This is a genomic window from Bradyrhizobium sp. USDA 10063 (genome assembly GCF_054063735.1).
This window is the reverse complement of sequence record NZ_JBSSGP010000002.1, coordinates 7,465,853-7,491,592: the sequence shown is the minus strand read 5'-3', so window position 1 is coordinate 7,491,592 and position 25,740 is coordinate 7,465,853. Positions and strand designations below refer to the sequence as shown.

At 62.9% G+C, this 25,740-nt stretch carries 19 protein-coding genes; 9 read left to right on the top strand and 10 right to left on the bottom strand.

Annotated elements, in window-relative coordinates:
- Positions 1-474: 474 nt before the first annotated feature.
- From ACVJGD_RS37270 to ACVJGD_RS37230, 9 genes are all read right to left on the bottom strand, one after another.
- A complete protein-coding gene (locus tag ACVJGD_RS37270; protein ID WP_456638870.1) occupies positions 475-2,346 on the bottom strand; it encodes a gamma-glutamyltransferase family protein in 1,872 nt (623 codons plus the stop codon).
- Between the two features lie 12 nt (positions 2,347-2,358).
- Entirely contained in the window at positions 2,359-3,651 is a 1,293-nt protein-coding gene (glyA, locus tag ACVJGD_RS37265; protein WP_456638869.1) for a serine hydroxymethyltransferase, read from the bottom strand.
- 10 nt (positions 3,652-3,661) lie between these two features.
- Positions 3,662-5,035 (bottom strand): L-serine ammonia-lyase, encoded by a 1,374-nt coding sequence (locus ACVJGD_RS37260; protein ID WP_456638868.1) that lies wholly within the window; start codon positions 5,033-5,035, stop codon positions 3,662-3,664.
- Positions 5,036-5,039: 4 nt separating this feature from the next.
- A complete protein-coding gene (locus tag ACVJGD_RS37255; protein WP_456638867.1) occupies positions 5,040-5,636 on the bottom strand; it encodes a sarcosine oxidase subunit gamma in 597 nt (198 codons plus the stop codon).
- A complete protein-coding gene (locus ACVJGD_RS37250) occupies positions 5,629-8,625 on the bottom strand; it encodes a sarcosine oxidase subunit alpha (RefSeq protein ID WP_456638866.1) in 2,997 nt (998 codons plus the stop codon). Before ACVJGD_RS37250 ends, ACVJGD_RS37255 begins: the two co-directional genes overlap by 8 nt.
- Positions 8,622-8,945 carry a sarcosine oxidase subunit delta gene (locus ACVJGD_RS37245; protein ID WP_456638865.1) on the bottom strand — a complete coding sequence of 108 codons (324 nt, stop codon included), beginning with the start codon at positions 8,943-8,945 and terminating at the stop codon, positions 8,622-8,624. Before ACVJGD_RS37245 ends, ACVJGD_RS37250 begins: the two co-directional genes overlap by 4 nt.
- A gap of 18 nt (positions 8,946-8,963) precedes the next feature.
- Positions 8,964-10,217 (bottom strand): sarcosine oxidase subunit beta family protein, encoded by a 1,254-nt coding sequence (locus ACVJGD_RS37240; protein WP_456638864.1) that lies wholly within the window; start codon positions 10,215-10,217, stop codon positions 8,964-8,966.
- A gap of 122 nt (positions 10,218-10,339) precedes the next feature.
- The gene (locus ACVJGD_RS37235) at positions 10,340-11,380 is read right to left on the bottom strand and encodes a CobW family GTP-binding protein (protein WP_456638863.1); all 1,041 of its coding nucleotides are present in this window, start codon (positions 11,378-11,380) and stop codon (positions 10,340-10,342) included.
- On the bottom strand, positions 11,377-13,035 hold the full coding sequence (locus ACVJGD_RS37230; RefSeq protein WP_456638862.1) for an amidohydrolase: 1,659 nt from the start codon (positions 13,033-13,035) through the stop codon (positions 11,377-11,379). The genes ACVJGD_RS37235 and ACVJGD_RS37230 overlap by 4 nt, the downstream gene beginning before the upstream one ends.
- Positions 13,036-13,275: 240 nt before the next feature.
- On the opposite strand from ACVJGD_RS37230, the gene ACVJGD_RS37225 reads away from it, so the two are divergent.
- The 3 genes from ACVJGD_RS37225 to ACVJGD_RS37215 all read left to right on the top strand — a co-directional run bounded on the left by ACVJGD_RS37225 (position 13,276) and on the right by ACVJGD_RS37215 (position 16,868).
- The gene (locus ACVJGD_RS37225; RefSeq protein WP_456638861.1) at positions 13,276-15,102 is read left to right on the top strand and encodes a CocE/NonD family hydrolase; all 1,827 of its coding nucleotides are present in this window, start codon (positions 13,276-13,278) and stop codon (positions 15,100-15,102) included.
- 36 nt (positions 15,103-15,138) lie between these two features.
- On the top strand, positions 15,139-15,651 hold the full coding sequence (locus ACVJGD_RS37220) for a prolyl-tRNA synthetase associated domain-containing protein (RefSeq protein ID WP_456638860.1): 513 nt from the start codon (positions 15,139-15,141) through the stop codon (positions 15,649-15,651).
- A gap of 278 nt (positions 15,652-15,929) precedes the next feature.
- Positions 15,930-16,868 carry a GlxA family transcriptional regulator gene (locus ACVJGD_RS37215; protein ID WP_456638859.1) on the top strand — a complete coding sequence of 313 codons (939 nt, stop codon included), beginning with the start codon at positions 15,930-15,932 and terminating at the stop codon, positions 16,866-16,868.
- 46 nt (positions 16,869-16,914) lie between these two features.
- Here the strand turns inward: ACVJGD_RS37215 and ACVJGD_RS37210 are convergent, their stop codons facing one another.
- Positions 16,915-17,727: a helix-turn-helix domain-containing protein gene (locus tag ACVJGD_RS37210; RefSeq protein WP_456638858.1), complete on the bottom strand. Its 813-nt coding sequence runs from the start codon at positions 17,725-17,727 to the stop codon at positions 16,915-16,917.
- A 68-nt stretch (positions 17,728-17,795) separates the two neighbouring features.
- On the opposite strand from ACVJGD_RS37210, the gene ACVJGD_RS37205 reads away from it, so the two are divergent.
- The 6 genes from ACVJGD_RS37205 (at position 17,796) to ACVJGD_RS37180 (ending at position 25,730) form a co-directional block, all read left to right on the top strand.
- Positions 17,796-19,136, top strand: coding sequence for an NAD(P)/FAD-dependent oxidoreductase (locus ACVJGD_RS37205; protein WP_456638857.1), 1,341 nt, complete (start codon positions 17,796-17,798; stop codon positions 19,134-19,136).
- 69 nt (positions 19,137-19,205) lie between these two features.
- A complete protein-coding gene (locus tag ACVJGD_RS37200; protein WP_456638856.1) occupies positions 19,206-21,293 on the top strand; it encodes a hydantoinase/oxoprolinase family protein in 2,088 nt (695 codons plus the stop codon).
- Positions 21,290-22,981 carry a hydantoinase B/oxoprolinase family protein gene (locus ACVJGD_RS37195; protein WP_456638855.1) on the top strand — a complete coding sequence of 564 codons (1,692 nt, stop codon included), beginning with the start codon at positions 21,290-21,292 and terminating at the stop codon, positions 22,979-22,981. The genes ACVJGD_RS37200 and ACVJGD_RS37195 overlap by 4 nt, the downstream gene beginning before the upstream one ends.
- A 52-nt stretch (positions 22,982-23,033) precedes the next feature.
- Positions 23,034-23,930: an extracellular solute-binding protein gene (locus ACVJGD_RS37190; RefSeq protein WP_456638854.1), complete on the top strand. Its 897-nt coding sequence runs from the start codon at positions 23,034-23,036 to the stop codon at positions 23,928-23,930.
- A gap of 145 nt (positions 23,931-24,075) precedes the next feature.
- Positions 24,076-24,939, top strand: coding sequence for an ABC transporter permease (locus tag ACVJGD_RS37185; protein WP_456638853.1), 864 nt, complete (start codon positions 24,076-24,078; stop codon positions 24,937-24,939).
- Positions 24,936-25,730 (top strand): ABC transporter permease, encoded by a 795-nt coding sequence (locus ACVJGD_RS37180; RefSeq protein WP_456638852.1) that lies wholly within the window; start codon positions 24,936-24,938, stop codon positions 25,728-25,730. The genes ACVJGD_RS37185 and ACVJGD_RS37180 overlap by 4 nt, the downstream gene beginning before the upstream one ends.
- Positions 25,731-25,740 lie beyond the last annotated feature (10 nt).

Sequence of the window (25,740 nt, the reverse complement as noted above, 5' to 3'; positions counted from 1 at the left end):
TGCCACTCGCTCTTTGGCGCCATTGCCAAAGGCTGCGAATGCCCTCCCGTTTCCCCTCTTGCTCTCGTCTTTCGAAAGTCACAAAAATGTATACGTGCAGCGCCAGCCGCGGCTTGTATGTATGCGACATGAAAATTGTAGCTGTTGGAAGACGCCAAGGACGTCGCGTCGCACGCGCCGAGCGATGTGCAGTAAGTATGCAAATGGCCGCTCATCTGCTGAGCAAACGGCACGCGATCGCATCGCCGTCGACCTGGCCCGGAGGACTCGGATCGCCGTTCTCTGTACTAGGGACATCGGCCGCCTTCCACTCGCCTTCCGTCGGCCATCAGGCGAGTATGTCGAAGCGCTGGTGATGTTGTCGCTGTAGCTACCGAGCCATCCGATCGGCGCGGCGAGAGGCTGTCCGTCTCGCCGTCATTGAGCTGGCCGAGCACGGGCCCTGTCTCTCAATTGACGTCGGTGCCGCACTACTCAACGGCCAAAGGCGTAACCCTGCATGTAGCGAGGGTTCGCCGCCGCCCGCAGCACCTTCCCTCTTTTCGACACCGCCGAAAGCCTTCCCAGGGACCATCCGTCGACGATCTCGATGCGATGACCCCTGTCCGCGAGTTCCTGCTGCACTTCCGTCGAAAAACGACCTTCCATGGTCAGTGAGCCGGGCTTGGCACGGCGCGGAAAGAACGAGCTTGGCATGTGGTCGTTGTGAAACATCGGTGCGTCGATCGCGCCCTGCAGATTGAGATTGTGATGCACGTGGCGCAGAAAGAAGACGGAGCTCCACTGATCCTGTTGATCGCCGCCCGGCGTGCCGAAACTCGCGTATGGCTCCCCGTCCCTGTACACCAGGGAAACGGAAAGGGTGGTCCTTGGACGCTTGCCGGGGGCAAGCGACGACGGAAGCCCCGGCTTGAGCCAGAACATCTGCGCTCGCGTGCCGAGCGCGAACCCGAGTCCGGGGATCACCGGCGAACTTTGCAGCCAGCCTCCGCTCGGCGTTGCCGAGACGATGTTGCCGTGCCGATCGATCACGTCGAGATGAACAGTATCGCCGCGCACAGTCCCGCGGCGGCTGATCGCGGGCTCTCCGCTGACGACCGAGGAACGGGCAACCGTGGGCTCGCCGGCGCCCAGCGCTGCGCTCCCATCCTCGGCGTCGCCGACGGCATAGGGCACGGCATGATCGAAACCATCGATCGAGCCCGGCCGAAAATCGAGCGAGGCCGTGCTACCCACCAGCTCTCGTCGCGCGTTCGCGTATTCCTCGCTCAGAATCCTTGCCATCGGCACATCGACAAAATTCGGATCGCCGTAATACTTCTCGCGATCGGCGAACGCGAGCTTGGAGCATTCGGTGACGGTGTGAAGGAAGTCGGCGCCAAGGGGATCCATCGAGGACAGATCGAAACCCTTGAGCAGGGCGAGCTGCTGGAGAAATACCGGCCCCTGCGTCCACGGTCCCGGCTTCAGCACTTGAAACTCACCATAGCTCAGGGAAAGCGGATCCTCGTATGTCTCTTGCCAGAGCGAGAGATCCTGTCCGGAGATGATTCCGGCATGCCGCGATCCCGAGGTATCCATCGCCGGCGCCCGGACGAACTGCTCGATCGCCTCGGCGACGAACCCCTGGTAGAACGCCTTGCGCGCGGCTTCTATCTTCTGTTCTCTCGTCCCCCGCGTTTCCTCCGCGACCCGAACAATCCGCTCATACGTCGACGCAAGGTCGGGGTTTGTGAACAGGGAGCCTGCCGCCGGAACGCCGTCTTTCAGATAGACGCCCGCCGAGGTCGGCCACTCCTCCCGGAAAAGGGGAGCAACCGTCTGGATCGCGGCAGCAATCCTTGGAAGCATCACATAACCGTCGCGAGCGTAGGTGATGGCGGATTCCAGGACGTCACCGACGCCCATTGTCCCGTAGTCGCGGAGCAGTCTCATCCAGGCGCCGAACGAGCCGGGAACGCACGCGGGAAGAAACCCGCTTCCCGGAATGATATCGAGGCCGAGCTTGGCAAACGTCTCGATCGTGGCGCCCGCCGGTGCGACCCCTTGCCCGCACAGCACACGCGCGCGCCCCGATTTCGCGTCGTGGAAGATGATCGGGACCTCGCCGCCGAAGCCGTTGAGATGCGGCTCGACGACTTGCAGCGCAAAACCGATGGCCACGGCGGCGTCGAAGGCATTGCCTCCCTTTTCGAGGATACGCATGCCTGCGGCGGTCCCCAGCCAATGAGTCGAAGCAACCACGCCGAACGCGCCGACGATTTCCGGCCTCGTCGTGAATGCGCCCTCGCCGGCATCAGGACCGTAGCTGAGCCGGAAGTTCCCCAGTGCCAAATTGCTCGACATTTGCGCCTCTCTTCAGCCTAGCGGATAGATCGGGAATGCCTTCGTGAGCTCGGCGACCTGCCCTCTCACCCGCTGCTCGACGGCCGGAGACGCGTCGGTATTCGCGAGGGAAACAGCGTCCAATACGTCCGCGATCAGATTGCCTACCGTCTGAAATTCTCTTTCGCCGAAGCCGCGCGACGTCGTCGCCGCGGTTCCGAGCCGGATCCCCGAGGTCACGGTCGGCTTCTCCGGGTCGAAAGGTATCCCGTTTTTGTTGCAGGTGATGTTGGCGCGTCCGAGCGCGGCTTCGGCCGTTTTGCCATTGAGGTTCTTGGAACGCAAATCGACCAGGAACAGATGATTGTCGGTCCCACCCGAGACGACGGAGTATCCCCGTTCCATGAGGGCATTCGCCAACGCCTTCGCGTTGCTGACGACATCGCTCGCGTATTGGCGGAACTCCGGCGCCAACGCTTCGCCGAATGCGACCGCTTTTGCAGCGATCACATGCATCAGCGGACCACCTTGAAGGCCTGGAAAGATCGACGAGTCGATTTTCTTTGAGAGCTCCGCGTCGTTGCACAGGATCAGACCGCCGCGCGGACCACGCAGCGTCTTGTGGGTGGTCGAGGTAACGACATGCGCGTGAGGAATGGGCGACGGATGCACGCCGCCGGCGACCAGGCCTGCGAAATGCGCCATGTCGACCATGAGATATCCGCCCACGGCGTCCGCAATCCGACGGAATTCCGCAAAATCCCAGAAGCGTGAATAGGCCGACCCGCCCGCGACGATGACCTTTGGCTTGTGTTCGTGAGCGAGGCGCTCCAGCGCCTCCATGTCGATCCTCTGATCTTCCGGACGCACGCCGTAGCTCACGGCGTTGAACCATTTGCCGGACATGTTGGGCTTGGCGCCGTGGGTCAGATGCCCCCCTGCGGCCAAGTCGAGCCCCATGAAAGTATCGCCCGGCCTCATGAGGGCCATGAAGGCGCCCTGGTTGGCCTGGCTGCCTGAATTCGGCTGCACGTTCGCGAAGGCGCATCCGAAAAGCTTCTTTGCGCGCTCCCTCGCGACCTCTTCCGCCACATCGACATGCGCGCATCCGCCGTAATAGCGCCGTCCGGGATAGCCTTCCGCGTACTTGTTCGTCAGAACCGAGCCTTGCGCCTGCAGGACCGCGTGCGACACGATATTCTCGGAGGCGATCAGCTCTATTTCTTCCTGCTGTCGCCGCAGTTCGTCTCCGATGGCTGACGCCACCTCGGGATCCAGGATCGAGATGTCGGTGGTGAAGAACTTGTTCGACGAAACTTGTCCCATGTGTGTTCCTTCAGCATTCTGCCAGATTTACCGCGAGTCCTCCGAGCGAGGTCTCCTTGTATTTGGATTGCATGTCCCGGCCGGTCTCGCGCATCGTCGCGATCACCTTGTCGAGCGACACCACGTGCGTCCCGTCGCCTTGCAGAGCCAGCGAGGCGGCGCTGATGGCCTTGATGGCGCCGAAGGCGTTTCGCTCGATGCAGGGTATCTGCACCAGGCCGCCGATGGGATCGCAGGTCATGCCGAGATGGTGCTCCATGCCGATCTCGGCCGCGTTCTCGATCTGCTCGTTGGTGCCGCCAAGAACCGCCGCCAATCCCGCGGCCGCCATCGAGCAGGCGACACCGACTTCTCCCTGACATCCGACCTCCGCGCCGGAGATGGACGCGTTCATCTTGAACAGGGCTCCGATCGCGGAGGCGGTCAGGAGAAAGCGGCGCAGTCCTTCCGTGTCGGCGTCGTGACAATGATCGCGGAAGTAACGCAGCGTGGCCGGAATGATGCCGGCCGCGCCGTTGGTCGGCGCGGTGACGACGCGGCTTCCCGCGGCGTTCTCTTCGTTGACGGCGATCGCATACAGGCTGACCCAATCCATGACGGCGTGTTGCGCGCGATTGTTCGATTCGGATGCCACCAGAAGCCTCCGATGAAGCGCAGGCGCCCGCCTCCGCACCTCGAGGCCGCCGGGGAGTTCTCCCTCGGTCACCATGCCGCGGTCGATGCAAGACATCATGACCGCGACGACGCGATCGAGATTGGTCTCCACCTCCTCCCGCGGCAGCCGCGACGTCTCGTTGGCCAGAACCATCTCGGCGATGGACAGGCCGGACGAAGCTCCCATCGTGAGGAGGTCGCGGCCGGAACGAAACGGATAGGGCACCGGCGCGGACGAGACGGACGGCGGCTTTTCCAGCTCCTCTTCCGGGACAACGAAACCACCGCCGATCGAGCACCATCGCTGTTCGAGGAGCCGCTCTCCGGCCGAATCGAGGACCGCAAGCGCCAGCGTGTTTGGATGATGGGCCGGAGGGGTGACGCCGTCGAACACGATGTCCGCCTCGGGATCGAAGGCGATCCGATGCTTCCCTGCGAAACGGAGCACCTTTTCCTGCCGGGCCGACGCCACGATCTTGTCGGCATCATCAGGATCGACCGCATCAGGACGCTCGCCGGCAAGACCGAGAATGACGGCTTTGTCCGTGCCGTGCCCCTTACCGGTCCAGGCGAGCGATCCGAACAGATCGACCCGCACCCGCACGACGCGCTGCAGCAGTCCAGAACGCTCCACGCGCTCGGCAAAGACGGCAGCCGCCTTCATCGGGCCGACCGTATGGGACGACGATGGGCCTATACCGATCTTGAAGAGCTCGAACGTTCCGATCATGAAATCACGTGTGTGACCTTGCAACCTGATCGTGGAGGAATTCCTGGCGGGCCTCGTCCAGGAGCAACCAGACGTAAGGCGAGAACGAGCGCCAAACGTCCAGATGAAACATCTCCTGCTCTGGTCGGGAGAGCACAATTGGCGACTTGCCGAGGATGGTGCGCGTGCACATCCCGATCGGAAATGCTCGTTCGGCGAGATCGAGCGGGCAGCCGTGGTTGAGCACATACTCGCTCATCGGTCCCCTTATCTCCATGGCGTCGGATCGATGACTGACGTCGACGAGAGAACAGGAATGGGAGGCGAGCTTTTCGGCCATCATCGAGAACAACTCCGAAGGATCCTCTCCGATCGCTTCCAGCAGCCACTCGTCCGGGCCCAGCCAATAGGCCCTGCGTCCTGCCGCCTCGCTGAAACGGTTGGCGGTCTGAGGCAACCCGACGCCGAACGCCTCTCCTGCGGCGCCTATTGCCGAGGGTCTCCCGCGAAACACCAATTTCGCAGCATCGGGCAGCACCGCTAGGGAAACCTGCGAAGGACTGGCGCTGTCGCGGCTGACGGCCGACAGTGAGTTCACCCTGACGATCGTTGCCTCAACCATCGAGACGCTTCCCTTCCGGATCGTAGAAAATCGGCTGAACGACTTCGACCGTCACGGGCCCGCTTGGCATCGGAACGCTCAGGCGTGAGCCGATGCGCGCCCGGCCTCCTTGCACCAAGGCCAGAGCGATCGAGCGGTCGAGCGCAACACTCCAGTACGATGACGTGACGTGACCGATCATCGTCATGGGGATCGGCTCGGACGGGTCGGCGACGACCTGCGCCCCCTCCTCCAGCACGATCTTCGGATCCACAGTGAGCAGCCCGATCAGCTGCTTTCGATCGCTTCGGCTCATGGCGGGCCGCGCCAGCGAACGTTTGCCGACGAAGTCCTTCTTGGCCTTTCCGATCGCCCAGGCCAGCCCCACGTCATCAGGGGTCACGGTGCCGTCCGTCTCCTGGCCGACGATGATGTATCCCTTCTCAGCCCGGAGAACGTGCATCGTTTCGGTGCCATAGGGCGTGATGCCGAACTTGCGTCCGGCGGCGTGGATCGCCTCCCACACACCGCGCCCGTATCCCATGGGGACGTTGACCTCGAAGCCCAGTTCGCCGGTGAAGGAGACCCTGAAGAGCCGCGTCGGCACCCCGCAGATATGCCCCTCCCGCACGCTCATGTGCGGCATGGCCTGTTGCGAGATGTCGATGCCTTGCACCAGCGGCTCGAGCACCTTGCGGGCATTCGGCCCCTGAACGGCGATGACGGCCCATTGTTCCGTGGTCGACGTCAACCAGACGTCGAGGTCCGACCACTCCGTCTGCAGGTAGTCCTCCATGAGGGCGAGCACGCGCGCTGCGCCACCCGTCGTCGTCGTGACGTGGAATCTGTCGGGTGACATTCGCCCGACGACCCCGTCGTCCATGATGAAGCCGTCCTCCCGCAGCATAACTCCATAGCGCAGACGGCCCGGCTCGAGCTTCGTCCACGCATTGGTGTACATCCGGTTCATGAATTCGGCGGCGTCCTTGCCGACGACCTCGATCTTGCCGAGCGTGCTGGCGTCGAAAATGCCGACGGATTCCCGCGTCGCCTTGCATTCGCGTCTGACCGCCGCATGCATGTCCTCGCCCGGCTGCGGGAAATAATGAGCTCGCTTCCAAAGGCTCACGTCCTCGAAGACGGCGCCGTTCTCGCGCGCCCATTCGTGGATTGATGTTTTCCGAACCGGATCGAACAACTCACCTCTGGACTGCCCGGCGAACGCGCCGAAGGTTGTCGGCGTATATGGCGGGCGGAATGTGGTCAGGCCGACCTGGGAGACGGGCAGCGCCAGAGTTTGCGAGACGATGCCCAACGCGTTCATGTTGGAAGTCTTGCCCTGGTCGGTCGCCATGCCGGTGGTCGTGTAGCGCTTGACATGCTCGATGGAGCGAAAGCCTTCGCGCGTCGCGAGTTCGATGTCTTTTGCGGTGACGTCGTTCTGGAAGTCGACCCAGGCCCGTGTTCGTCGCGATTTTCCGTCGCTCGGCGGTGCGCCAACGAAACCGTCTTTCCCCAACGGTTGAGCGAAAACCGAGAACTTGTGCTCGGCCGCCGCAGTTCCTCCCGACGCTTTCGCCGCACCGAGCCCTCCCGCGAATCCGTCGGCGAGTGATGCGCCGAGGTCGAATACGCCGCGACAACTTCCCACGGAACGTTCGCGCTCGACCGAGACGCCCGGCAGATATGCTTTCAGATCCTCGTCATAGACGAGCTTGCCGCGCGACTGCGAGAACAGGTGGACGCTCGGCGTAAAGCCGGCCGACATCAGCAGAAGGTCGCATGCGAAAGTTTCGGGACGCCCCGCACGTCCTCCCGAGACCCGGGTCAGATCGGCGTGCGAGATGCGCAAACGGCCATAGGTCCCGGTGACCACAGTGGAGGGACGCACGTCTATGCCGGCGGCCCGCGCCCGCTCGATCCACCTCCCATTCGGAGTTGACCTCACGTCCGCTATCGCCGCGATCTCTACGCCCGCGTTCTTTAGCTCGAGCGCCGCACGATAAGCACTGTCACAGGCGGTGAAGACAACCACCCGGGTGCCGGGCAGAGCGCCATAGCGATTGAGATATGTCCGCGCCGCCTCGGCCATCATGATTCCGGGACGATCATTGTCCGGAAACACCAGCGGCCTTTCGATGGCGCCGGTCGCGAGAACCACTTCCCTGGCCCGCACCTGCCACATCCGCTCCCGCGGCAGCTTTGTGATGGCCGGCCCCAAATGATCCGTGACGCGTTGACATAGTCCAAGGAAGTTGTGCGGATACCAGCCGAACGCCGTGGTCCGCGGCAACAGGACCACGTTGGTTCGCGAGCTCAATTCCCGGATCGTCTGTGCAAGCCAATCGGCGGCCCCCTGCCCGTCGATGGTTGCTTCTCGCTCCGACAGCAGCGAACCTCCCATCTGGTCCTGCTCGTCGCAGACGAAGACCTTCACTCCCGATCGCGCCGCCGCCAGTGCGGCTGCAAGACCGGCCGGCCCTGCACCGACGATCAGGACATCGCAATGCCCGTACACCTGCGTATAACGGTCGGCGTCGGCGGCTTCCGGGGCGCGCCCCAACCCGGCCGCCCGCCGGATCATCGGCTCGTAGAGCTTCTTCCAGGCCGATGCCGGCCACATGAAGGTCTTGTAGTAGAAGCCGGCGGGGAGGAATCGCGAGAAGAGGTCGTTTGCGGCGCTGAAATCCAGCGACAGGGACGGCCACCGGTTCTGGCTCTCGGCCACGAGACCATCGTACAGCTCAACCTGGGTGACGCGAAGGTTCGGCGCATAACGCGCTTCCTCGCTGCCCACGCCTACCAGTGCATTCGGTTCGTCCGCGCCCGCGGACATGATGCCGCGAGGACGATGGTACTTGAACGACCTGCCGACGAGATGGACGCCGTTGGCGATCAGTGCCGAAGCGAGCGTGTCGCCCGCGAAGGCGGAATATTTCTTGCCGTCGAAGCGGAACGACAAAGGCTTGCTGCGATCGATGCGGCCACCCGCAGGGAGCCGGTATCTCATAGCGCCGCCCCGCTCCTGCTGGACCGCTCTTCCAGCCCCGGGTCGACCGGCCCGGGAGGCTCCTCGCCAATCTTATAAGTCGCTACGATCGCATCGGAGACCGTATTCCGCTGTACGTTGAAGAAACGCGCACAACCGTGAATATGCCGCCAGCGTTCCGCGTGCAGCCCTCTCGGATTGCTTCTTATGTACAGGTACTCCGCCCACGATTCGTCATCGAGAGACGTCGGATCCTTGGGGCGAGCGATGTGAGCCTGCCCTCCATAGGAGAACTCGAGTTCCGGCCGCGGGCCGCAGAACGGGCACTTGATGAGAAGCATTTGACTGGATTTCCAAAACTAGTGGGCCACCGCCGCAGCAGCGGCTTCGTCGATCATCACGCCATCGCGAAAGCGCTCGATCGTGAACGGCGCGTTGATCGGATGAGGATCGTCCTTTGCGATCGTCCATGCGAAGACGTCACCTGAACCCGGCGTCGCCTTGAACCCTCCGGTGCCCCAGCCGCAGTTAACGTAGAGCCCAGGCACCGGCGTCTTCGCCACGATCGGAGACCGATCGGGGGTCACGTCGACGACGCCACCCCAGTTGCGCAACATCCGCAGTCTTCTGAACATCGGCACAAGCTCGCAGATGGCGTCGAGCGTGTGGCTCGCGATATGCAGCGCGCCCCGCTGTGAATAGGATGTGTAAGCGTCCGTGCCGGCGCCGATGACCATCTCGCCCTTGTCGGATTGCGAGATGTAGGCGTGGATGGTGTTTGACATGACCACGCAGGGAAAGGCCGGCTTGACGGGCTCCGAGACCAGGGCCTGGAGCGGAAAGCTCTCCAGCGGCAACCTCACCCCGGCCATATCCATGACAACGCTGGTATTGCCGGCCGCGACGACCCCAACCTTTCCGGCCCGGATGAAACCCCTCGACGTCTCGACCCCCTCCACTCGGCCCGATGTCGCGCGGCGGATGCCGAGGACCTCGCAATTCTCCAGGATGTCGACACCACGCGCGTCCGCGGCCCTTGCATATCCCCACGCGACGGCATCGTGCCGGGCCGTGCCCCCGCGCCGCTGCAAGGCGCCACCAAGGATGGGATAACGCATGGCGCCGCCGACGTTGAGCGGAGGACAGAACTCCTTGCACTCCTCCGGAGACAGCCATTCATTGTCGATGCCGTTGAGCCTGTTGGCATGGACATGCCGCTTGAAGCTCTGGACGTCGTGAATGTTGTGGGCCAACATCAGGACGCCCCGCGGGGAATACATCACGTTGTAATTCAGTTGCTGTGAGAGCCCTTCCCAGAGCTTCAGGGCATGCTCGTAGAGTCTCGCGCTCTCGTCAAAGAGATAGTTCGATCGGATGATCGTCGTGTTGCGGCCTGTGTTGCCGCCTCCGATCCATCCTTTCTCCACGACGGCGACATCAGTTATTCCGTACCGCTCGGCCAGGTAGAACGCCGTCGCCAAACCGTGCCCGCCGCCTCCGACGATCACGACGTCGTAAGCAGGCTTCGGCTCGGGGGAACGCCACTGCCGCGGCCACCTCTCGTGCCCCCCGAGAGCTTCGCGAAACAAGGAAATTGCAGAGAATCGTCTCATGGGTGCCCGTACCAAACTGACTGCGATTTATTATCGCCTGCCGATACGATCCCGCCAGCATCGGCTCGCCGTGCTCGTTGGATGAAAGCGACATCCCGGCGGCTGCCGTCGCCGGCGCCCGCTTACGGCAGGAGCCGGGACAGCTCGGCTTCGTCCCACTGTTCTTCGAAGCCGATGAGGACAAGCCTCGAGCCATGCTCGCCAACCGATGACGACGCCGGTGCGGCCTCAAGGCTCTCGCGCTTGCCAACCCGCTGATAGACGAATCTTCGTCGTTCGTCGTCCTTGAAGCAGAAGATGCCCTTTGCCCGTATGATATTCTGCGGAAGCTCGCGCAATGCCCGCACGGTCACGTCTCGGTCTATCGGCGTCGACCAGCTACGCGTCGTCGAGGCGAATGAGGTGTGATGGTCGGCGGCCGAGCATCTGAACGCGGACGACGGACCAGTGCTCACGCCCAGCACGATATCCGCAGGAATATTGCCGTGCATCGCCTCGAGAACGGTGCGGCCCGGAGCCGATGAACAGATCAGCCCCTTGATCACGTCCCGCCGATCATCGATGAGATCGGATTTGCTTATCACGACGATATCGGCCGCAGATAACTGCACCAGCATGGTCGGCCGGGTTCTTTCATCCCTGATGCGCTCGGGGAACGTTTCGCAGTCCACCAGCGTGAGGATGGCGTCGAGCCGTATCGCAGGATTGGCCAATGCGACCTGTGCGACGCCACGTGGATCCGCAAGTCCGCTCGCTTCGAGAACGATGGCGTCGGGAAGCTCCGTTCGCTCGACCAGCCGCTGGATCGCGTTGACCAGATCGCCGTTGATGGAACAGCACGCGCAACCGTTTGTCAGGCCGATCGTGTCCTCGCTCTGGAAGCGGATCAATTCCTCGTCGATGTTCACGGCTGCAAAATCATTGACGAGTACGGCTATCTTCCTGCCGCCGGGATCGGAAAGGAGACGGTTCACCAGGGTCGTCTTTCCCGCCCCCAGGAATCCGCTGACAATCGTCAACGGCAGGGATATCGGGGCGACCGCGCGGGGAACGACCCTTGCGGCCTCAAAGATGCCCATCAACATGGCCAGCGTTTCTTTGCCGGCGGCCGGACTAACCGGCACGGGAATGTCGTCGGCTTGATCGCGGGATTCGGCGGTCATGCGGGTTGAGGCTTGCCGCCGAGAACCGTGCCCCAGATCTTGATGTCCTTGAGATCGACGGGATCGACCTCGAACGGATCGGCTTCGAGGACGGCAAAGTCGGCAAACTTCCCCGGCTCCAGACTGCCCAGTCGCTGTTCCGCGCCCAGCACGTAAGCAGCATCGATCGTGATCGCACGCAGCGCTCGTTCGACGCCGATCCGCTCGCCTGGAGCCAACACCGTCTTTCCGTCCAGGGCGATGCGATTGACCGCGACCCAGGCGGCGGTCAAGGGATGAAGCGGAACCAGGACCAGCGAGTAGTCGGAGTGCAGCGCGAAGATCACCCCTTCGCGCTCAAGCGATCCCAATCGCGCCACCGCCTCGGAACGATCCGGTCCGAATCCCTCTTCGGCGTGGAGCTGACTGCGATAGTGCACGAAATAATTGTTCACGCTGGCAACGCCGCCGAGCGCCTTGAGCCGGCGGGCCTGGTCGGGCGTACTGATGCAGTAGTGCTCCAAGGTGAAACGATGGTCGTATTGCGGCTGCGCCTTCTGGAGCTTGGCCAGGGCATTGAGCGAGGCGTCCACCGCTTCGTCACCATTTGCATGACAGTGGATCTGGATACCCGCCTTCCAGTAGGGAAGCATCCGCTCGTGGAGCTCATCCCATGGGACATCGTTGCGCAGACCGTTGCTTCCATCGAGATAGCCGGGAAAGTTCAGCCGCAGCGACATCGCGGGGAACGACCCGTCGGACAGAAATTTCACGCCGTGGAAGAAAAGCTTGTCGCCGCTCCGCTTCATCGCGTCGAGCAGAAAATCCGCGCCTTTGCTGCCGTGATCTGCGTGGAGTGCGAGTTCGAGCGAAACCAGGCCCATGCGCAGCGGAAAGCTCTCATCCAGAACCACTTTCGAATGAAGCGCCCATTCGCTCTCGAAGTTTCCCTTGCCGAAGATCATTTCAGCAGTCGTGGTGACGCCGGCCTTTCGCGCAATGTCGCCCATTCTCTTCAGGCCATCGACGCCGCCGCGCTCGGCGATCGCTTCGCGCATCGCGCCTAGAGCCAGGCGTCCTGCCTCCAGTTCGACGAACTGTCCGTTCAATCTGCCGTCCGGATACCGCATCACGCCGTGCACGTTGGTGTTGTCCGGAACCTTGGCCCGCTCCAGCGCCGCGCTGTTCAAGTAGATGAAATGCGGGGCATAGGAGATCACCCACATCGGCCGGTCGAGGGAAACGGCATCGAGCTCGTCGCGATGCAGGTGACCGCCCTGCGATGCGGGATCCAATCCCCACGCAATCAGCGGCGCATTCGGATCAGCGTCAGCCTTGGCGGCTTCACGAAGCTTGGCGACAACCTCCGCGCGGGTGCGCAAGCCCTTGTTGATACCGTGCGGTCCCGGCGAGTCGATCGGGCCGATGTAGTGCATCGCGAGATAGCCGGCCGAGAACGCGAAGTGCGTGTGAGGATCGATGAATCCCGGCAGGATGACCTTGTCCGCAAAACTATCGTCGACCTTGTAGGGGTACCGCTTCAGCCAGGGCTGCATGGTCTCGATCGTGCCGGTTGACAGAACGCGACCATCCTTGATCGCTACGCACTCGGCGAAAGGACGGCCCGGATCCATCGTGATGACCTTCCGCGCCCGATAGACCGTGATATCTCCCATTTAGTTTCCCCCTGACTATCTGGTCGGCTCGCGGACGAGCCGAGTCGTGCAGCTACGTGAACGCTAGACCAATGTGCACTTTCGCATCCGTTCGCGGTTGGAAGCTTGCGACATCGTTCGCGTAGCAACGCGACACGAGCGGCCTCGCATCTTGCCTCTGGACGCGCAGCCGTGATGATCGGCTCCTGCCCGTGCCGCTCATCGCGAGGCGGCAAAACGACAGAATTTCCGGATTTTCAGATGGCCGATAACGACATGCGCGGAGATGCCTGGACAGTGCCGCCGAGCCGGTACATCCGCGACAGGCCCGCGATCCATCGGGTCACTCCGCCGAAGTCGATCTACCTGAGGATGAACGATGGCTGCAGGCTAGCCGTCGATGTGTACGTTCCCGACGGAACGGAAAAGGGTGGGCCCTGGCCGACCATCCTGATTCAAACGCCGTACTACCGGCGTTTCGCGGTCGATCCAGCGGCCAAAAATGCGGAGCCGTCGCCGAACGTCGCCAAATATCGCGATACTTTCGTCCCTCGAGAATACGCACTTGTCGTCGTCGACATCAGAGGCACGGGAGCGAGCTTCGGTACGCGCGACATTTTCCGGTCTCCTCGCGAGCGCGACGACGCCTACGAGGTGGCCCAATGGATCGTCGATCAGTCCTGGGCCAACGGCGCGATCGGCGCAACCGGCATATCCTATCTCGGAGCAGCGAGCGATTTCCTTGCCTCCACATCGCATCCAGCGGTCAAGGCGATCGCGCCGTTGTTCTCCGTTTGGGACACGTATCTGGATAACTATTACCCGGGCGGGATTCTCCTGACCAACCTCGCCGATGTCTACGATCGCCTGATGGCCGGCCTCGACCAGGATAAGCGCGATCTGCTCAGGGAGTTTGTCTATTACTCCAATCCCGCCTTCAGGGGACCGCATCCGGTCGATGACGATCCGGATGGTTGCGACTGCAGAGCGGCGATCGACGAACACTCAGGCAATTTCCGCATGCCGGAGCTGATGCGCGCCATGGAATACAGGAGCGAGCCCCTTTCCCGATTCGATCGGCAATCGTCCGATGCCATCAGCCCGGCGAACTATTGCGAGGGTATCAGAAGAGACGTGGCGGTCTATTCCGTCTCCGGCTGGATGGACGGCGCCGGCTACGCGAACGGAGCGATCAGCCGGTTTCTCACCTTGCCGAACCAGAACAAGTACCTTCTCCTCGGCCCATGGGATCATGGCGCGCGCATCAATTGCTCACGGTGGCGCGCAGACGAACTCCCGGAATTCGACATTTTCGCTGAGGTCTTGCGGTTCTTCGACGAGCACCTCGTCGGGCATGACACCGGGCTACGCTCGGAGAAGCCGGTGCACTATTTCTCCGTGCATGATGAGAAGTGGCGGGGCGCCGATACCTGGCCGCCGTTCGACTCATCGAAGACGCTGTTTCTGGCGCGCGAGGGAAAGCTCGGGGATGCGGCAGGCAAGCCGGCGACCGACTCCCACGACATCGACTTTGACGTGGGAACAGGCAAACAGACGCGATACGAGCGGATCGCGGCGATCGACAGTCGCCAGTACCATATGGACTGGGACGGCCGCGATCATTCCATGCTGAACTACACAGGCTCCGAGCTCTCTCACAACGCCGAGCTGAGCGGCCATTGCCTGGTCAATCTCTGGATCTCGGCTCCGGCGCCCGATTTCGCGATCCACGCCTATCTCTCCGAGATCCTTCCCGACGGGGAATCCCTCTACGTTACCGAAGGGTGCCTTCGTGCGCGCCATCGCGCGGAAAGTCCCGCACCGCGCAATTATCAAACGCCTGGCATATTCCACGCTTGCACGCGAGATCAGGCGCGAGAGCTGGCGCCGGGTGAGCCGCATTTGTTTCGCTTTTCGCTGCTTCCGGTCGCCTGGACCTTCCTGGCGGGGAGCAGGATCAGATTGTCTCTCGCAGGCGCCGATGCGGATCATTTCCAGCGAATCCCCGCGACGGGCCCGCTGCGGATCGAGGTGCTTCGTGGCGGCGGCAATGCCTCGCACATCAAGCTGCCGTTGCGGCCAGCATGAGCAGCGGCTAGAGGAAGGCGATCTATGGGCAGCAGCATGAACCAAAGCGACGAACTTCTGGCCTATCTCGAGAGCAGCGGCATCGAGGCGCGCACTTTCCAACATCCGCCGGTGCATACCGTCGAGGAGTCGAAGAGCCTTCGCGGCGATATTCCCGGCCTGCACACCAGGAACATGTTCCTGCGCGACGGCAAGAAGAACTACTTTCTTTTCGTTACCGACGAAGACGCGGCCATCAATCTCAAGCAGTTGGCTCGAAAGATCGGAGCGAAAGGAGGCCTGTCGTTCGGATCGGCTGATGCGCTAATGGAGTTGCTCGGCATTCGACCCGGCGCCGTCTCGGTGCTGGCGGTCGTCAACGACAAGGAACGAAAGGTCAGGGTTGTGCTCGACCAGCGGTTGGTCGGCGCGACGGCGATCAATTGCCATCCCCTCAGCAACCAGAGGACGACATCGCTGTCCCGGGAGTCGCTTGAGAAGTTCCTGGCCGTTACGGGCCACGATCCGTCCTACGTCGATCTGGAGGACGACGGAAGCGGACCGGCCTGAGCGATCGATCTGCCGCAGGGCACCCGCGATTGGCCGGTCGCTGGTATGGAGCCCGGGTCGGTGTCCTGAATGGTCTTGTTTTCGCTTCTGCAATACCCCCAATATGTGGTCCCGATCGTGAGATTGAGGAGATGCGGTTCCACGACAAGGCCGAAGCCCCGGCTTTCGCGCGGATACGCACGGAGGCAAGGATGGAGAGGACGATACGACCGCTTCGTGTCGGCTTTATATTGTCGAACAACTTCACGCTGACGGCGTTCTCGAACTTCCTGGACGTCGTGCGGTTGGCGGCCGACGACGGGGACAACAGCCGCCCGATCCGATGCCAATGGCACATCATGTCCGCGGGGGGCGATCCGATCAGGTCCAGCAGCGGGGTGCAGGTCACGCCCACCTCCAAATTCATCGACCCGTCCGAGCTCGACTATATCGTCGTGGTCGGAGGCCTGCTTCACGACGGTCCACAGATAGACGAGCGCACGGGCAAATATCTTTTGACGGCGGCCGACTCCAGCGCGGCAATCGTCGGCGTCTGCACCGGCAGCTTCATTCTCTGGCGCCTGGGCCTCCTGCGCCAGAAGAAGTGCTGTATCAGTTGGTACCACTATCGCGACTTTCTGGAGGAGTTCGGCGACACGTTGCCGATTGCGGACCAATTGTTCGTTGTCGACGGTCGGCGCATCACGTGCTCGGGCGGGATCGGCGCGGCCTATCTTGCGGCGTATATCGTCGAGTTGCGTCTTGGCTTGTCCAACGCGCAGAAAGCGCTTCACATCATGCAGATCGACCGGATGCGACCCGGCTCATCCGCTCAATCGGCTCCGCCTACGGAGTTCGTCGGCAACGATAGTCGGATCTCGCGCGCCCTGCTGATCATGGAGCAGAACCTGTCGTCTCCCCTTTCCATCGCCCGGCTGGCAGCGAAGGTTCACCTCAGCACGCGTCAACTCGAGCGCCTGTTCAAGGACGAAACGGGCCAATCCCCTCAGAACGCCTATCTGCGCCTGCGATTGAAGCATGCGCGCTGGATGATGAAGACCGAGATGACGCTTGCCGCCATCGCTGCGGAAACCGGATTCGTCGACGGATCCCATCTCAGCAAGGCGTACAAATCCACGTTTGGCACCAACCCGTCCGAAGATCGCAAGAGACCTCTCGGTAGCGCTCCGGATCTCGAACCAAGCGCAGAAGGTCGTCGGGTATACGATCCTGCCTGAGTTGAGTTTCTCGACAATACCCAGAGAGCCTTGAGCAGTGACGCTCTCAGCCCGAATTGTCGGCAGGATCTCTCAGGGGAGTTTGCACCGGAGCACTCCTAGGTGTCGGCGGACTGTTGATCCACAGAATACGGGCCAACTGCCGTCCCGGATTGTCAAATCGGTGCGGAACCAGACTTGGAAACTGGAAGCTATCGCCCTCTTCCAAGGTGAAAAGATCATCCCGCAACCACAACCGCAGCGACCCCGCAACCACCACGCCGGCCTTCTCGCCCTCGTGATTGTAGAAATCCACGCCCGAGCTTCCGCCGGCTTCGATGGTCAATTCATACATTTCCATCAGCCGACCCTCGGTATCCGGGCTCAGCAATTCCTTCATGACCCCGGTCTGCGTCAGGCGGAGCAGACGCCGATCACCCCTGCGGACGACATAGGGCGAACCTGACGGCGCCGAGTGATCCAGCGCCGCAAAGAACCAGGACATTGGCACGCCAAGCGCGATGCCCAAGAGGCGCAATGAACGCAGCGAAGGCGTGGAAAGCCCGCGCTCGATCTGGCTCACCATTCCCGCAGACAGTGCAGCCGCCTCCGCCAAGGCCTGAACCGAAAGCTTCCGTTCGCGGCGCAACATCCGCAGCCGCTGCCCCAACCTGCGGTCTTCTTCCCGGCCGTCGGCATCTTCGACCGGCTCGATTCTCGAACGTTGCACTTCAGGCTCGGAGCTGACGAGGGGCGCCTGCTCCACCGAACGGCGGCTTTTGGAAGCCCGCATTTTGAATTCCTTGCGAAAGACGGCCGCTGACATAGCAGCCACATCGCCTCTTGACGAGACATTTAGTGACTGTGAATATAGTGCCATGAAATTTAGCTGTAGTGAATAACGATCCCGCCCAGATGTCCTCCCTCCCCAAAAGCAAGGCTTAGGCCATGACCGAGCGTGGGAGCCCCGCCGGCATGGATCATGCGAAGTCCTATTGGGCGGCCACGGCGCTTCCCGCACCACAACTTCCCGCTTTCGAGGGCGAGCGAACCGTCGATGTCGCGATCATCGGCTCCGGCTTTACGGGCCTTTCGGCCGCCTATCACCTCGCCAGGAGTGGTGTCGAAGCGCTCGTTCTCGATGCGAAGGATCCCGGCTGGGGCGCCAGCGGTCGCAATGGCGGGATGCTGCCGCCGCGGTACAAGAAGGGCTTCGCAGCCGTTGCCGCCAAATACGGAAACGAGCGGACCCGCCGGCTTCACGCCATCATCCTCGATGCCATCGATACCGTGGAGCAGACGGTCGCCGATTGCGGCATTCCCTGCGGCTTCGCACGCACCGGCCAATTGACGGCGGCGCATTCGCGCCAGCATCTCGCGGCGCTTCAGGCGGATTGCGACTGGGCGGCCGCGGAAGCCAACGACCGCACTGCGCGAATCCTCGATCGCCGTGAAGTGACAGCGGAGGTCGGCGGCGGCAGGCATGTCGGAGGGTGGCTCGATCCACGCGGCGCCGGCATCCACCCGCTCAATTATTCCCGCGGTCTCGCGGGCGCCCTGGTCAAGCGCGGCGTGCGGATATTCGCACGCTCCCCCGTCAAGCGCCTGATCGACGATCACGAAGGCGTCCGCCTCGAAACGCCGTCCGGAATCGTGAAGGCCCGGCAGGTCGTCATCGCCACCAATGCCTATACCGACATGGAGCCGTTCGCACCGAAGCGGCTCGACCGTCGCATCATTCCGGTCACCACATCGGTGATCGCCACCGCGCCGCTCAGCGACAACGTCGCCGCCACCGTCCTTCCCGGCCGGCGCATGGTGGCGGACACCAAACACATCATGAACTGGTATCGCATCACCGACGACCGCTGCCTGATCTTCGGCGGACGCGGCGACATCACCGGCCGCAGCGAGGCGCCATCGGTCTACGGCATGCTCGAGCGCCAGATCGTAGAGACGTTCCCGCAAGTGGCGGGCGCGGCGATCGCGCAGCGCTGGTCCGGCAAGGTCGCAGTGACGCTCGATGACTTCCCGCATATCGGCCGCCTCTCGCCGCGCGTCTCCTATGCGCTCGGCTATGGCGGCCGCGGCGTCGCGCTTTCGAACGTGCTGGGCAAGTTCCTCGCCGCGATCGTGCGCGGCGAAGCCGTGGATGCCGGGCCCATGGGCTCGAACCCGTTCGACCCGGTGCCGTTTCACGCGTTCCGGATCATCGGCATGCAGATCGTGGCGGCCTGGTATCGCCATCTCGATGCCAGGGCTCTCCGCCAAGAGGAGGCGGCGTCTTGAGCGCGGGACGTCGAATGGTGTCATCGGTTGCCGAACAGCATCGGCGACGAATCCTTTGCGAGTGATGTTATGACCGCGACTGCCCGTTCATCCGGCCGCTACGAGATTGGCGTCGATATTGGAGGCACTTTTACCGACATCGTCTGTCGCGAGCCGGGTGGCGCGATGCGCCTCATGAAAGTGCCGACCACGCGCAGTGATCCCTCGCAAGCCGTGATCCGCTCGCTGGAGACCATGGCCGAGCAATGGGGGCTTTCGGTCACTGCCATCAGCCGGTTCATTCACGGTACCACGGTCGCCACCAACGCGGTGTTGGAGCGCAAAGGCGCCCGTATCGGCCTTATCACGACGTCGGGCTTCCGCGATGTCATCGAGATCGGCCGGCAGCTTCGGACCCAGGTCTACAAGATCGTGCTGGACCCCGAGACGCCGGTGTTCCTCGCACCCGGCCGCTTTCGCAAGGAGGTGCCGGAACGGCTGTCGGCGCAGGGCGAGATCGTCACGCCGCTCGACGAGGACGCGCTGCTTGCCGCCGCAGACGACCTGGTGGCGCAAGGCGTCCAGGCGATTGCCGTGTGCTTCCTCTTCGCGTTCCTCAACCCGGTTCACGAATTGCGCGCCCGCGAGCTGATCGCCAGGCGGCATCCCAAGCTGATGCTTTCGCTCTCCCACGATGTCGATCCGGCCTTCCGCGAGTATGAGCGCACGGTCGCGACGGCCTTCGACGCTTACGTGAAGCCGGTGGTCGACAACTATCTGAACGAACTCGAGGGCGGCCTGGCCAAGGCCGGCGTGAAAGCGCCACTGCAGGTGATGCAGTCACGCGGCGGTCTCACCGTCGCGCCGATCGCGCGCGAACGGCCGGTGCGTCTGTTTCTTTCCGGTCCCGCAGCCGGCGTGATCGGCGGCCGTATCGTCGGCGCGTCCGCCGGCACCGATAACCTCATCACCATCGACATCGGCGGCACGTCGGCCGATATCGCCTTGATCAGCCGAAGCAAGCCGATGATCCGCTCCGAAGGTGTGATCGGCGGTTATCCGGTGCGCGTCGCCATGGTCGACGTCAACACCATCGGCGCCGGCGGCGGCAGCATCGCTCGCATTGACGCTTCGGGAACGCTGCGCGTGGGGCCGCATTCCGCCGGCTCCGAACCGGGACCTGCATGCTACGACCGCGGAGGCACCGAACCGACAGTGACCGATGCCTCGGTCGTTCTCGGCTGGCTCGACCCGTCCTATTTCGCCGGCGGCACATTGAAGTTGAAGGCTGAACTGGCCCAGGCTGCGGTGGCGAAGGTGGCAGGTCCCCTCGGCCTCGCTACCGAAAGTGCAGCGCTCGGCATTCACCGCGTCCTCAATGCCCAGATGGCGGAAGGCATTCGCCTGGTCTCGGTCCGTCAGGGCGTCGATCCCCGCGGCTACGCGCTGGTGCCGCTCGGCGGCGCCGGCGGCATCCACGCGACCGCGCTTGCTCGCGAACTCGGGATGACGCGCGTGCTGGTACCGCGCATTCCCGGCGTGCTCGCGGCCGCGGGCCTCCTCGCCGCGCCCATCGAGCACGAGGTCTCCGCGGCTTTTGCGACGCCGATCAACTCGCTCGATCCTGCCGCCTTGCGGGACGCGCTCCATCAAATCGACGCCAAGGCCGCCAGCCTCATCGCGGCCGAGCGCGTAGCTCCGGAAGAGGTGACCGTGAGCTATTTCGCTGACGTCTGCTACGTCGGGCAATCCTACAACCTGGAAATTCCGCTGCGCCTCGACGACAAGGATATCGCCGCCAGCCTCTACCGGGATTTCCTCGCCGCGCACGATCGCATCTACGGCCATGCCGTGGAGGGCCCGGCGAAGATCGTCAACATCCGCACGATCCATCAGGCGCATGGCAGCGAAGTGCTGGAAGAAATGCGATTCGTGCCGCGGACGGGTCCGGTCGAGATCGGCCACCGCGCCATCCGCGTGGCCGATCACCCTGAGCCAGTGACAGCCGTCGTCTACGACCGGGACGCCATGCCGGCAGGTTTCCGCTTCACCGGTCCCGCGATCGTCCAGCAATCCGACACCACGACACTGGTGGAACCGGAATGGTCCGGCCTCGTCGACGAAGCCGGCAACCTTGTCCTTACGCGCCAAACGTCAAGCGGAGTCGATCAGAAGTGACCATCATTTCGAACTCACTGGATCCTATCACCGTCGAGGTGGTCCGCAACAAGCTGGAAGGGATCGCAAACGAGATGCAGCAGACCCTGCTGCGCTCGTCGTTCTCGCCGATCGTCAAGGAAGGGCTCGACGCGTCCGCCAGCCTGTTCACGCTTCGGGGCGAGACACTGGCGCAGGCGATCGCGATTCCGATCCATCTGGCGACGCTCATTCCGGCCATCGCACGCATTCTCAGCGTCTACCCGCTCGCGACCATGTCGGAGGGCGACGTCTACATCATGAACGACCCCTATCTCGGCGGTACGCACCTGCCCGACATCGCGCTGGTGCAGCCGATCTTTGCCGTCGGCCGGCCGGTGGCGATCTCCGCCACCATGACCCATCACCAGGACATGGGCGGCATGTCGCCGGGCTCGATTCCGACCACCGCCACGGAGATCTTCCAGGAGGGGCTGCGCATCCCACCGCTCAAGTTTCGCGACAGGGGCGCCTACAACGAGACGCTGGTCTCGATGATCCGCCAGAATGTTCGCATTCCCGACACTGTGATGGGCGATCTCAATGCGCAGCTCGCGGCTTGCAATGTCGGCGCGCGGCGCATCGCCGAGCTCACCGAGAGCTTTGGCCACGACCAGACGCTTGCGATCTTCGAGGACCTGCTCGACCGTTCCGAGGTCCTGACCCGTGCGGCGCTCAAGACCGTGCCTGACGGCACCTACCGCTATGTCGATTTCAGCGACAATGACGGTATCGAGCTCGACAAGAATATCCGCTTCGAGGTGGCGGTGACCGTGAAGGATGGCACCTTCCATTGCGACTTCACCGGCTCCTCGCCCCAGGTCAAAGGGCCGTTCAATTGCGTGCCGTCGGGTTCGCTGGCCGCCGCCTGTTATGCCGTGCGCGCCATCACCGATCCCAATATCCCCACCAATGCCGGCTGCTTTCGGCCGATCACGCTCGAATTGCCGAAAGGATCGATCGTCAATCCTGTCGAGCCCGCGCCGGTCAATTCGCGAACCGCCACGATCAAGCGCATCACCGGATGCATCCTCGGCGCGCTGAAGGACGTGCTTCCCGACCGGGTGCCGGCCGACAATTGCGGTGAACTGCTGGCGGTGATGTTCGGCGGCCGTTATGGCGATGGACGCGCCTTCGTCACCGGTGAATTGATCGCCGGTGGCAGCGGTGCGGGCAAGTCGGCCGACGGCGTGGACGTCATCGAAACCGACGTCACCAATTGCATGAACCTGCCGGCCGAAGCCATGGAAATGGAAACGCCGATCCGCGTGAACCGGCTTGCCTTGCGGCAGGATTCCGGCGGCGCCGGACGGCAGCGCGGCGGGCTCGGCGTGGTGAAGGAGTACGAAATCCTCGATGGCGACGTTTCATTCACCTATCGCGGCGAGCGCCATTTCTTCGCGCCGCAGGGCGCGCAGGGCGGTGCGGAAGCGGCGTTCGCGCATTCCGTGATCCTGCGTGGCGATGGCGCGCAGGAGGTCATTCCGTCCAAGCAGATGACGACCCTGCACAAGGGCGATCGCGTCGTCGTGGAAACCGCGGGCGGCGGCGGCAATGGACCGGCTTCCGAGCGGTCGCGATCGGCGGTCCTCGCCGACATCGCCGACGGCAAGGTCAGTCGCGAGAAGGCCCTGGCCAGCTACCGGCTGGACGTCAGGGAAACCGCCTGATGAAGACCGAATATCCCATGGTTGAAGATCGATATCACCAAAGGAGTTTGAAATGCGCAGGTTCCTGGTAGCAGCCCTCGCCGCGGCGCTCATCAATCCGATGCCGGTCTTTGCGCAGTCTGCGAAGCCCGACAAGATCGTCGTCGCCGCCTATGGCGGCATCTGGGCCGAATCCATCAAGAAGAATTTCGTGCCGTGCTTCGAGAAGAAGACCGGCGTCAAGGTCGACGTGATCACCGGCGAATCCGCCGACTGGCTCGCGCGCATCCGCGCCAATCCGAACAAGCCGCCGATCGACATCCTGGCGCTCGCCGAAGCCGACAACCTGCGCGCCACGCGCGAAGGCCTGCTCGACCAGGCCACCGTCGCAAAAGTCCCTAACCTTGCCGACATCCCCGACAAATTCCACAAGCCCTGGGGTGACCATGCCATTGCGCAGAACATCGGCGCATTCGGCGTGATGTACAACAAGGAAGCGATCCCCAATCCCCCCAAGACCTGGCGCGAATTCATCGACGCGGTCGCCGACGGCAAGTTCGGCAAGAAGATTTCCCTGCCCGCCGGCACCTATACATGGGGGCCGGAATTCCTGTGGCTGGTCTCGCAGCAATATGACGGCAGCATCGATGCTGCCTTCGCCAAGATGAAGGCGGCATCTGAGAAGAGCGTGGTGAAGTTCTGGACCACGCCGGTCGAGGCGCTGAACCTGTTCGGCACCAAGGAGGTGGACGCCGTGGTCTATTGGGACGGCCGATCCAACAACTTCATCGACAAGGGCAACGCCTGGGCAGGCTTCTACATCCCCGAGCCCGGCACGATCGTCGGCCTCGCCATGTTGTCGAAGGCGAAGAACGCGCCTGACATCGCCTGGGAATACATCAACTGTGCGCTCGATCCCGAAAATCAGCGCAAGCACGCCGAGACCATCCTCTACGCTGTGCCCAACTAGAAAGTCGTCTACCCTGCCAGCATCAAGGACAAGGTCGTTCCGGCCGACAAGATCCTGATCCCGCCCTATGACAAGATATTCGACAGCTTCGGTTCCTGGATCGAGCGCTGGAACAAAGAAATCCGGTAGCGGCATGGAGACCCTGGTGGATCCTGCCGGGTTTGCACATCCCGCTGTCCGCGATGGCGGCGGGGTGCGCAGGTTTCCGTTCGGGCTCCTCCCGGTCCTGATCTTCCTGGCCGTCTTCTTCGTTGCACCTCTGCTCATCAACCTGCTCGAGAGCTTTCGCGATCCCGACGGAACGCGCGGGGTCGTCCAGTTCGTCCGGATTTTCGGCGACGCCTATTATTTGACGGTGATCGGCCAGACCCTGCTGTTCGGTCTGGCGGTGACCTTTGCCTGCGCACTATTGGGATATCCGCTAGGCTATGCCGTGGCGCGCGCCGAAGGCGCGTTCAAGGTCATCCTGATCTTCCTCGTGGTGACGCCGCTCCTCGTCAATGTCGTGGTGCGCTCGTTCGGCTGGCTCGTCATTCTCGGCGGCAGCGGAGCGATCAATGCGGCAATGCGGGCCCTCGGCCTGCCGAAGCTCAACCTGCTCTACAACTGGATCGGCGTCAGCATCGCCATGATCCATGTGCTGCTGCCGTTCATGGCGCTCTCGGTGGCCGGAGCGCTGGAAACGCTGGACCGGAGGATCGAAGACGCGGCACGCGTGCTCGGCGCGCCGCCGCTTCAGGTGTTCCGGCATGTGACCTTGCCGATGAGCGCACAGGGCCTCATCACAGGCTCGATCCTCTGCTTCACGCTCTCGATCGGCAGCTTCGTGACCGTGCTGTTGCTCGGCAAGACCTCGACCATGATCCTGCCGCTATTGATCTATCAGCAGTTGACGGTTGCCTCCGACTGGCCCTTCGCCGCAGCGATGGGTGTGACTCTGCTGGTCCTGGTCTCCGCGATCCTCTGGCTGCAAGGTCGGCTGCTCGGCAGGCGTGGAGGTCGGCCGTGAGCAAGCTTTCGCCCGCGCTGAACGCCTATGTCATCATCATGTCGGTGTTCCTGGTCGCGCCGATCGTCGTGGTAGTGATCGCGGCCTTCACATCGGGCGAATTCATCACCTTTCCCCCACAGAGCTTTTCGCTGCGCTGGTTCGACAAGGTCATTCGCGATCCGGAATTCATCGCGCCGCTCTGGAACAGCATCCGCCTTGGCGCCTGCGCCACCGTCGTCGCCGCCGTCCTGGCGGTCCCGGCCGCGGTTGCGCTGGTCCGTGGCGATGTGCCGGGCCGCCGCCTGGTTGAAAGCTTCCTGCTGGCGCCGCTGAGCCTGCCGACGATCATTCTCGCCGTCGGCCTTCTGTTCTTCACCGCACGGATCGGGCTCGGCGCGTCGTTCACCTCGCTCCTGATCGGCCACGTCGTGATCGTGATTCCCTACGTGCTGCGCACCGTGCTCGGCGTCTACATCGGCGCCAACCGCGAGACGGAGGATGCCGCGAGGGTGCTAGGAGCAAACTCGCTTCAGACATTCTGGTACGTAACCCTGCCGACGATCCGGCCCGGCATCCTCGCCGGCGGCATCTTCGCGTTCCTGATGTCGTTCGATGAAGTCGCGGTGTCGATCCTGCTGTCGAACACCGACACGACGCCGCTACCGGTCTCGATCCTGAGCTACCTCGTCTACAATTACGATCCGTCGGTCGCGGCGATCTCGACCATCCAGATCGCGATCGTGATCGTTGTCCTGCTGATCCTCGAAAGGCTGTTCGGGATCCGCAATGTCATGTTCGCCTCCAGATAGAACGGCATCG

Excerpts from the sequence above, each read along its gene's own strand:
- ACVJGD_RS37270 (WP_456638870.1), bottom strand. The coding sequence starts at position 2,346 with ATGTCGAGCAATTTGGCACTGGGGAACTTCCGGCTCAGCTACGGTCCT.
- glyA (WP_456638869.1), bottom strand. The coding sequence starts at position 3,651 with ATGGGACAAGTTTCGTCGAACAAGTTCTTCACCACCGACATCTCGATC.
- ACVJGD_RS37260 (WP_456638868.1), bottom strand. The coding sequence starts at position 5,035 with ATGATCGGAACGTTCGAGCTCTTCAAGATCGGTATAGGCCCATCGTCG.
- ACVJGD_RS37255 (WP_456638867.1), bottom strand. The coding sequence starts at position 5,636 with ATGGTTGAGGCAACGATCGTCAGGGTGAACTCACTGTCGGCCGTCAGC.
- ACVJGD_RS37250 (WP_456638866.1), bottom strand. The coding sequence starts at position 8,625 with ATGAGATACCGGCTCCCTGCGGGTGGCCGCATCGATCGCAGCAAGCCT.
- ACVJGD_RS37245 (WP_456638865.1), bottom strand. The coding sequence starts at position 8,945 with ATGCTTCTCATCAAGTGCCCGTTCTGCGGCCCGCGGCCGGAACTCGAG.
- ACVJGD_RS37240 (WP_456638864.1), bottom strand. The coding sequence starts at position 10,217 with ATGAGACGATTCTCTGCAATTTCCTTGTTTCGCGAAGCTCTCGGGGGG.
- ACVJGD_RS37235 (WP_456638863.1), bottom strand. The coding sequence starts at position 11,380 with ATGACCGCCGAATCCCGCGATCAAGCCGACGACATTCCCGTGCCGGTT.
- ACVJGD_RS37230 (WP_456638862.1), bottom strand. The coding sequence starts at position 13,035 with ATGGGAGATATCACGGTCTATCGGGCGCGGAAGGTCATCACGATGGAT.
- ACVJGD_RS37225 (WP_456638861.1), top strand. The coding sequence starts at position 13,276 with ATGGCCGATAACGACATGCGCGGAGATGCCTGGACAGTGCCGCCGAGC.
- ACVJGD_RS37220 (WP_456638860.1), top strand. The coding sequence starts at position 15,139 with ATGAACCAAAGCGACGAACTTCTGGCCTATCTCGAGAGCAGCGGCATC.
- ACVJGD_RS37210 (WP_456638858.1), bottom strand. The coding sequence starts at position 17,727 with ATGGCACTATATTCACAGTCACTAAATGTCTCGTCAAGAGGCGATGTG.
- ACVJGD_RS37205 (WP_456638857.1), top strand. The coding sequence starts at position 17,796 with ATGACCGAGCGTGGGAGCCCCGCCGGCATGGATCATGCGAAGTCCTAT.
- ACVJGD_RS37200 (WP_456638856.1), top strand. The coding sequence starts at position 19,206 with ATGACCGCGACTGCCCGTTCATCCGGCCGCTACGAGATTGGCGTCGAT.
- ACVJGD_RS37190 (WP_456638854.1), top strand. The coding sequence starts at position 23,034 with ATGCGCAGGTTCCTGGTAGCAGCCCTCGCCGCGGCGCTCATCAATCCG.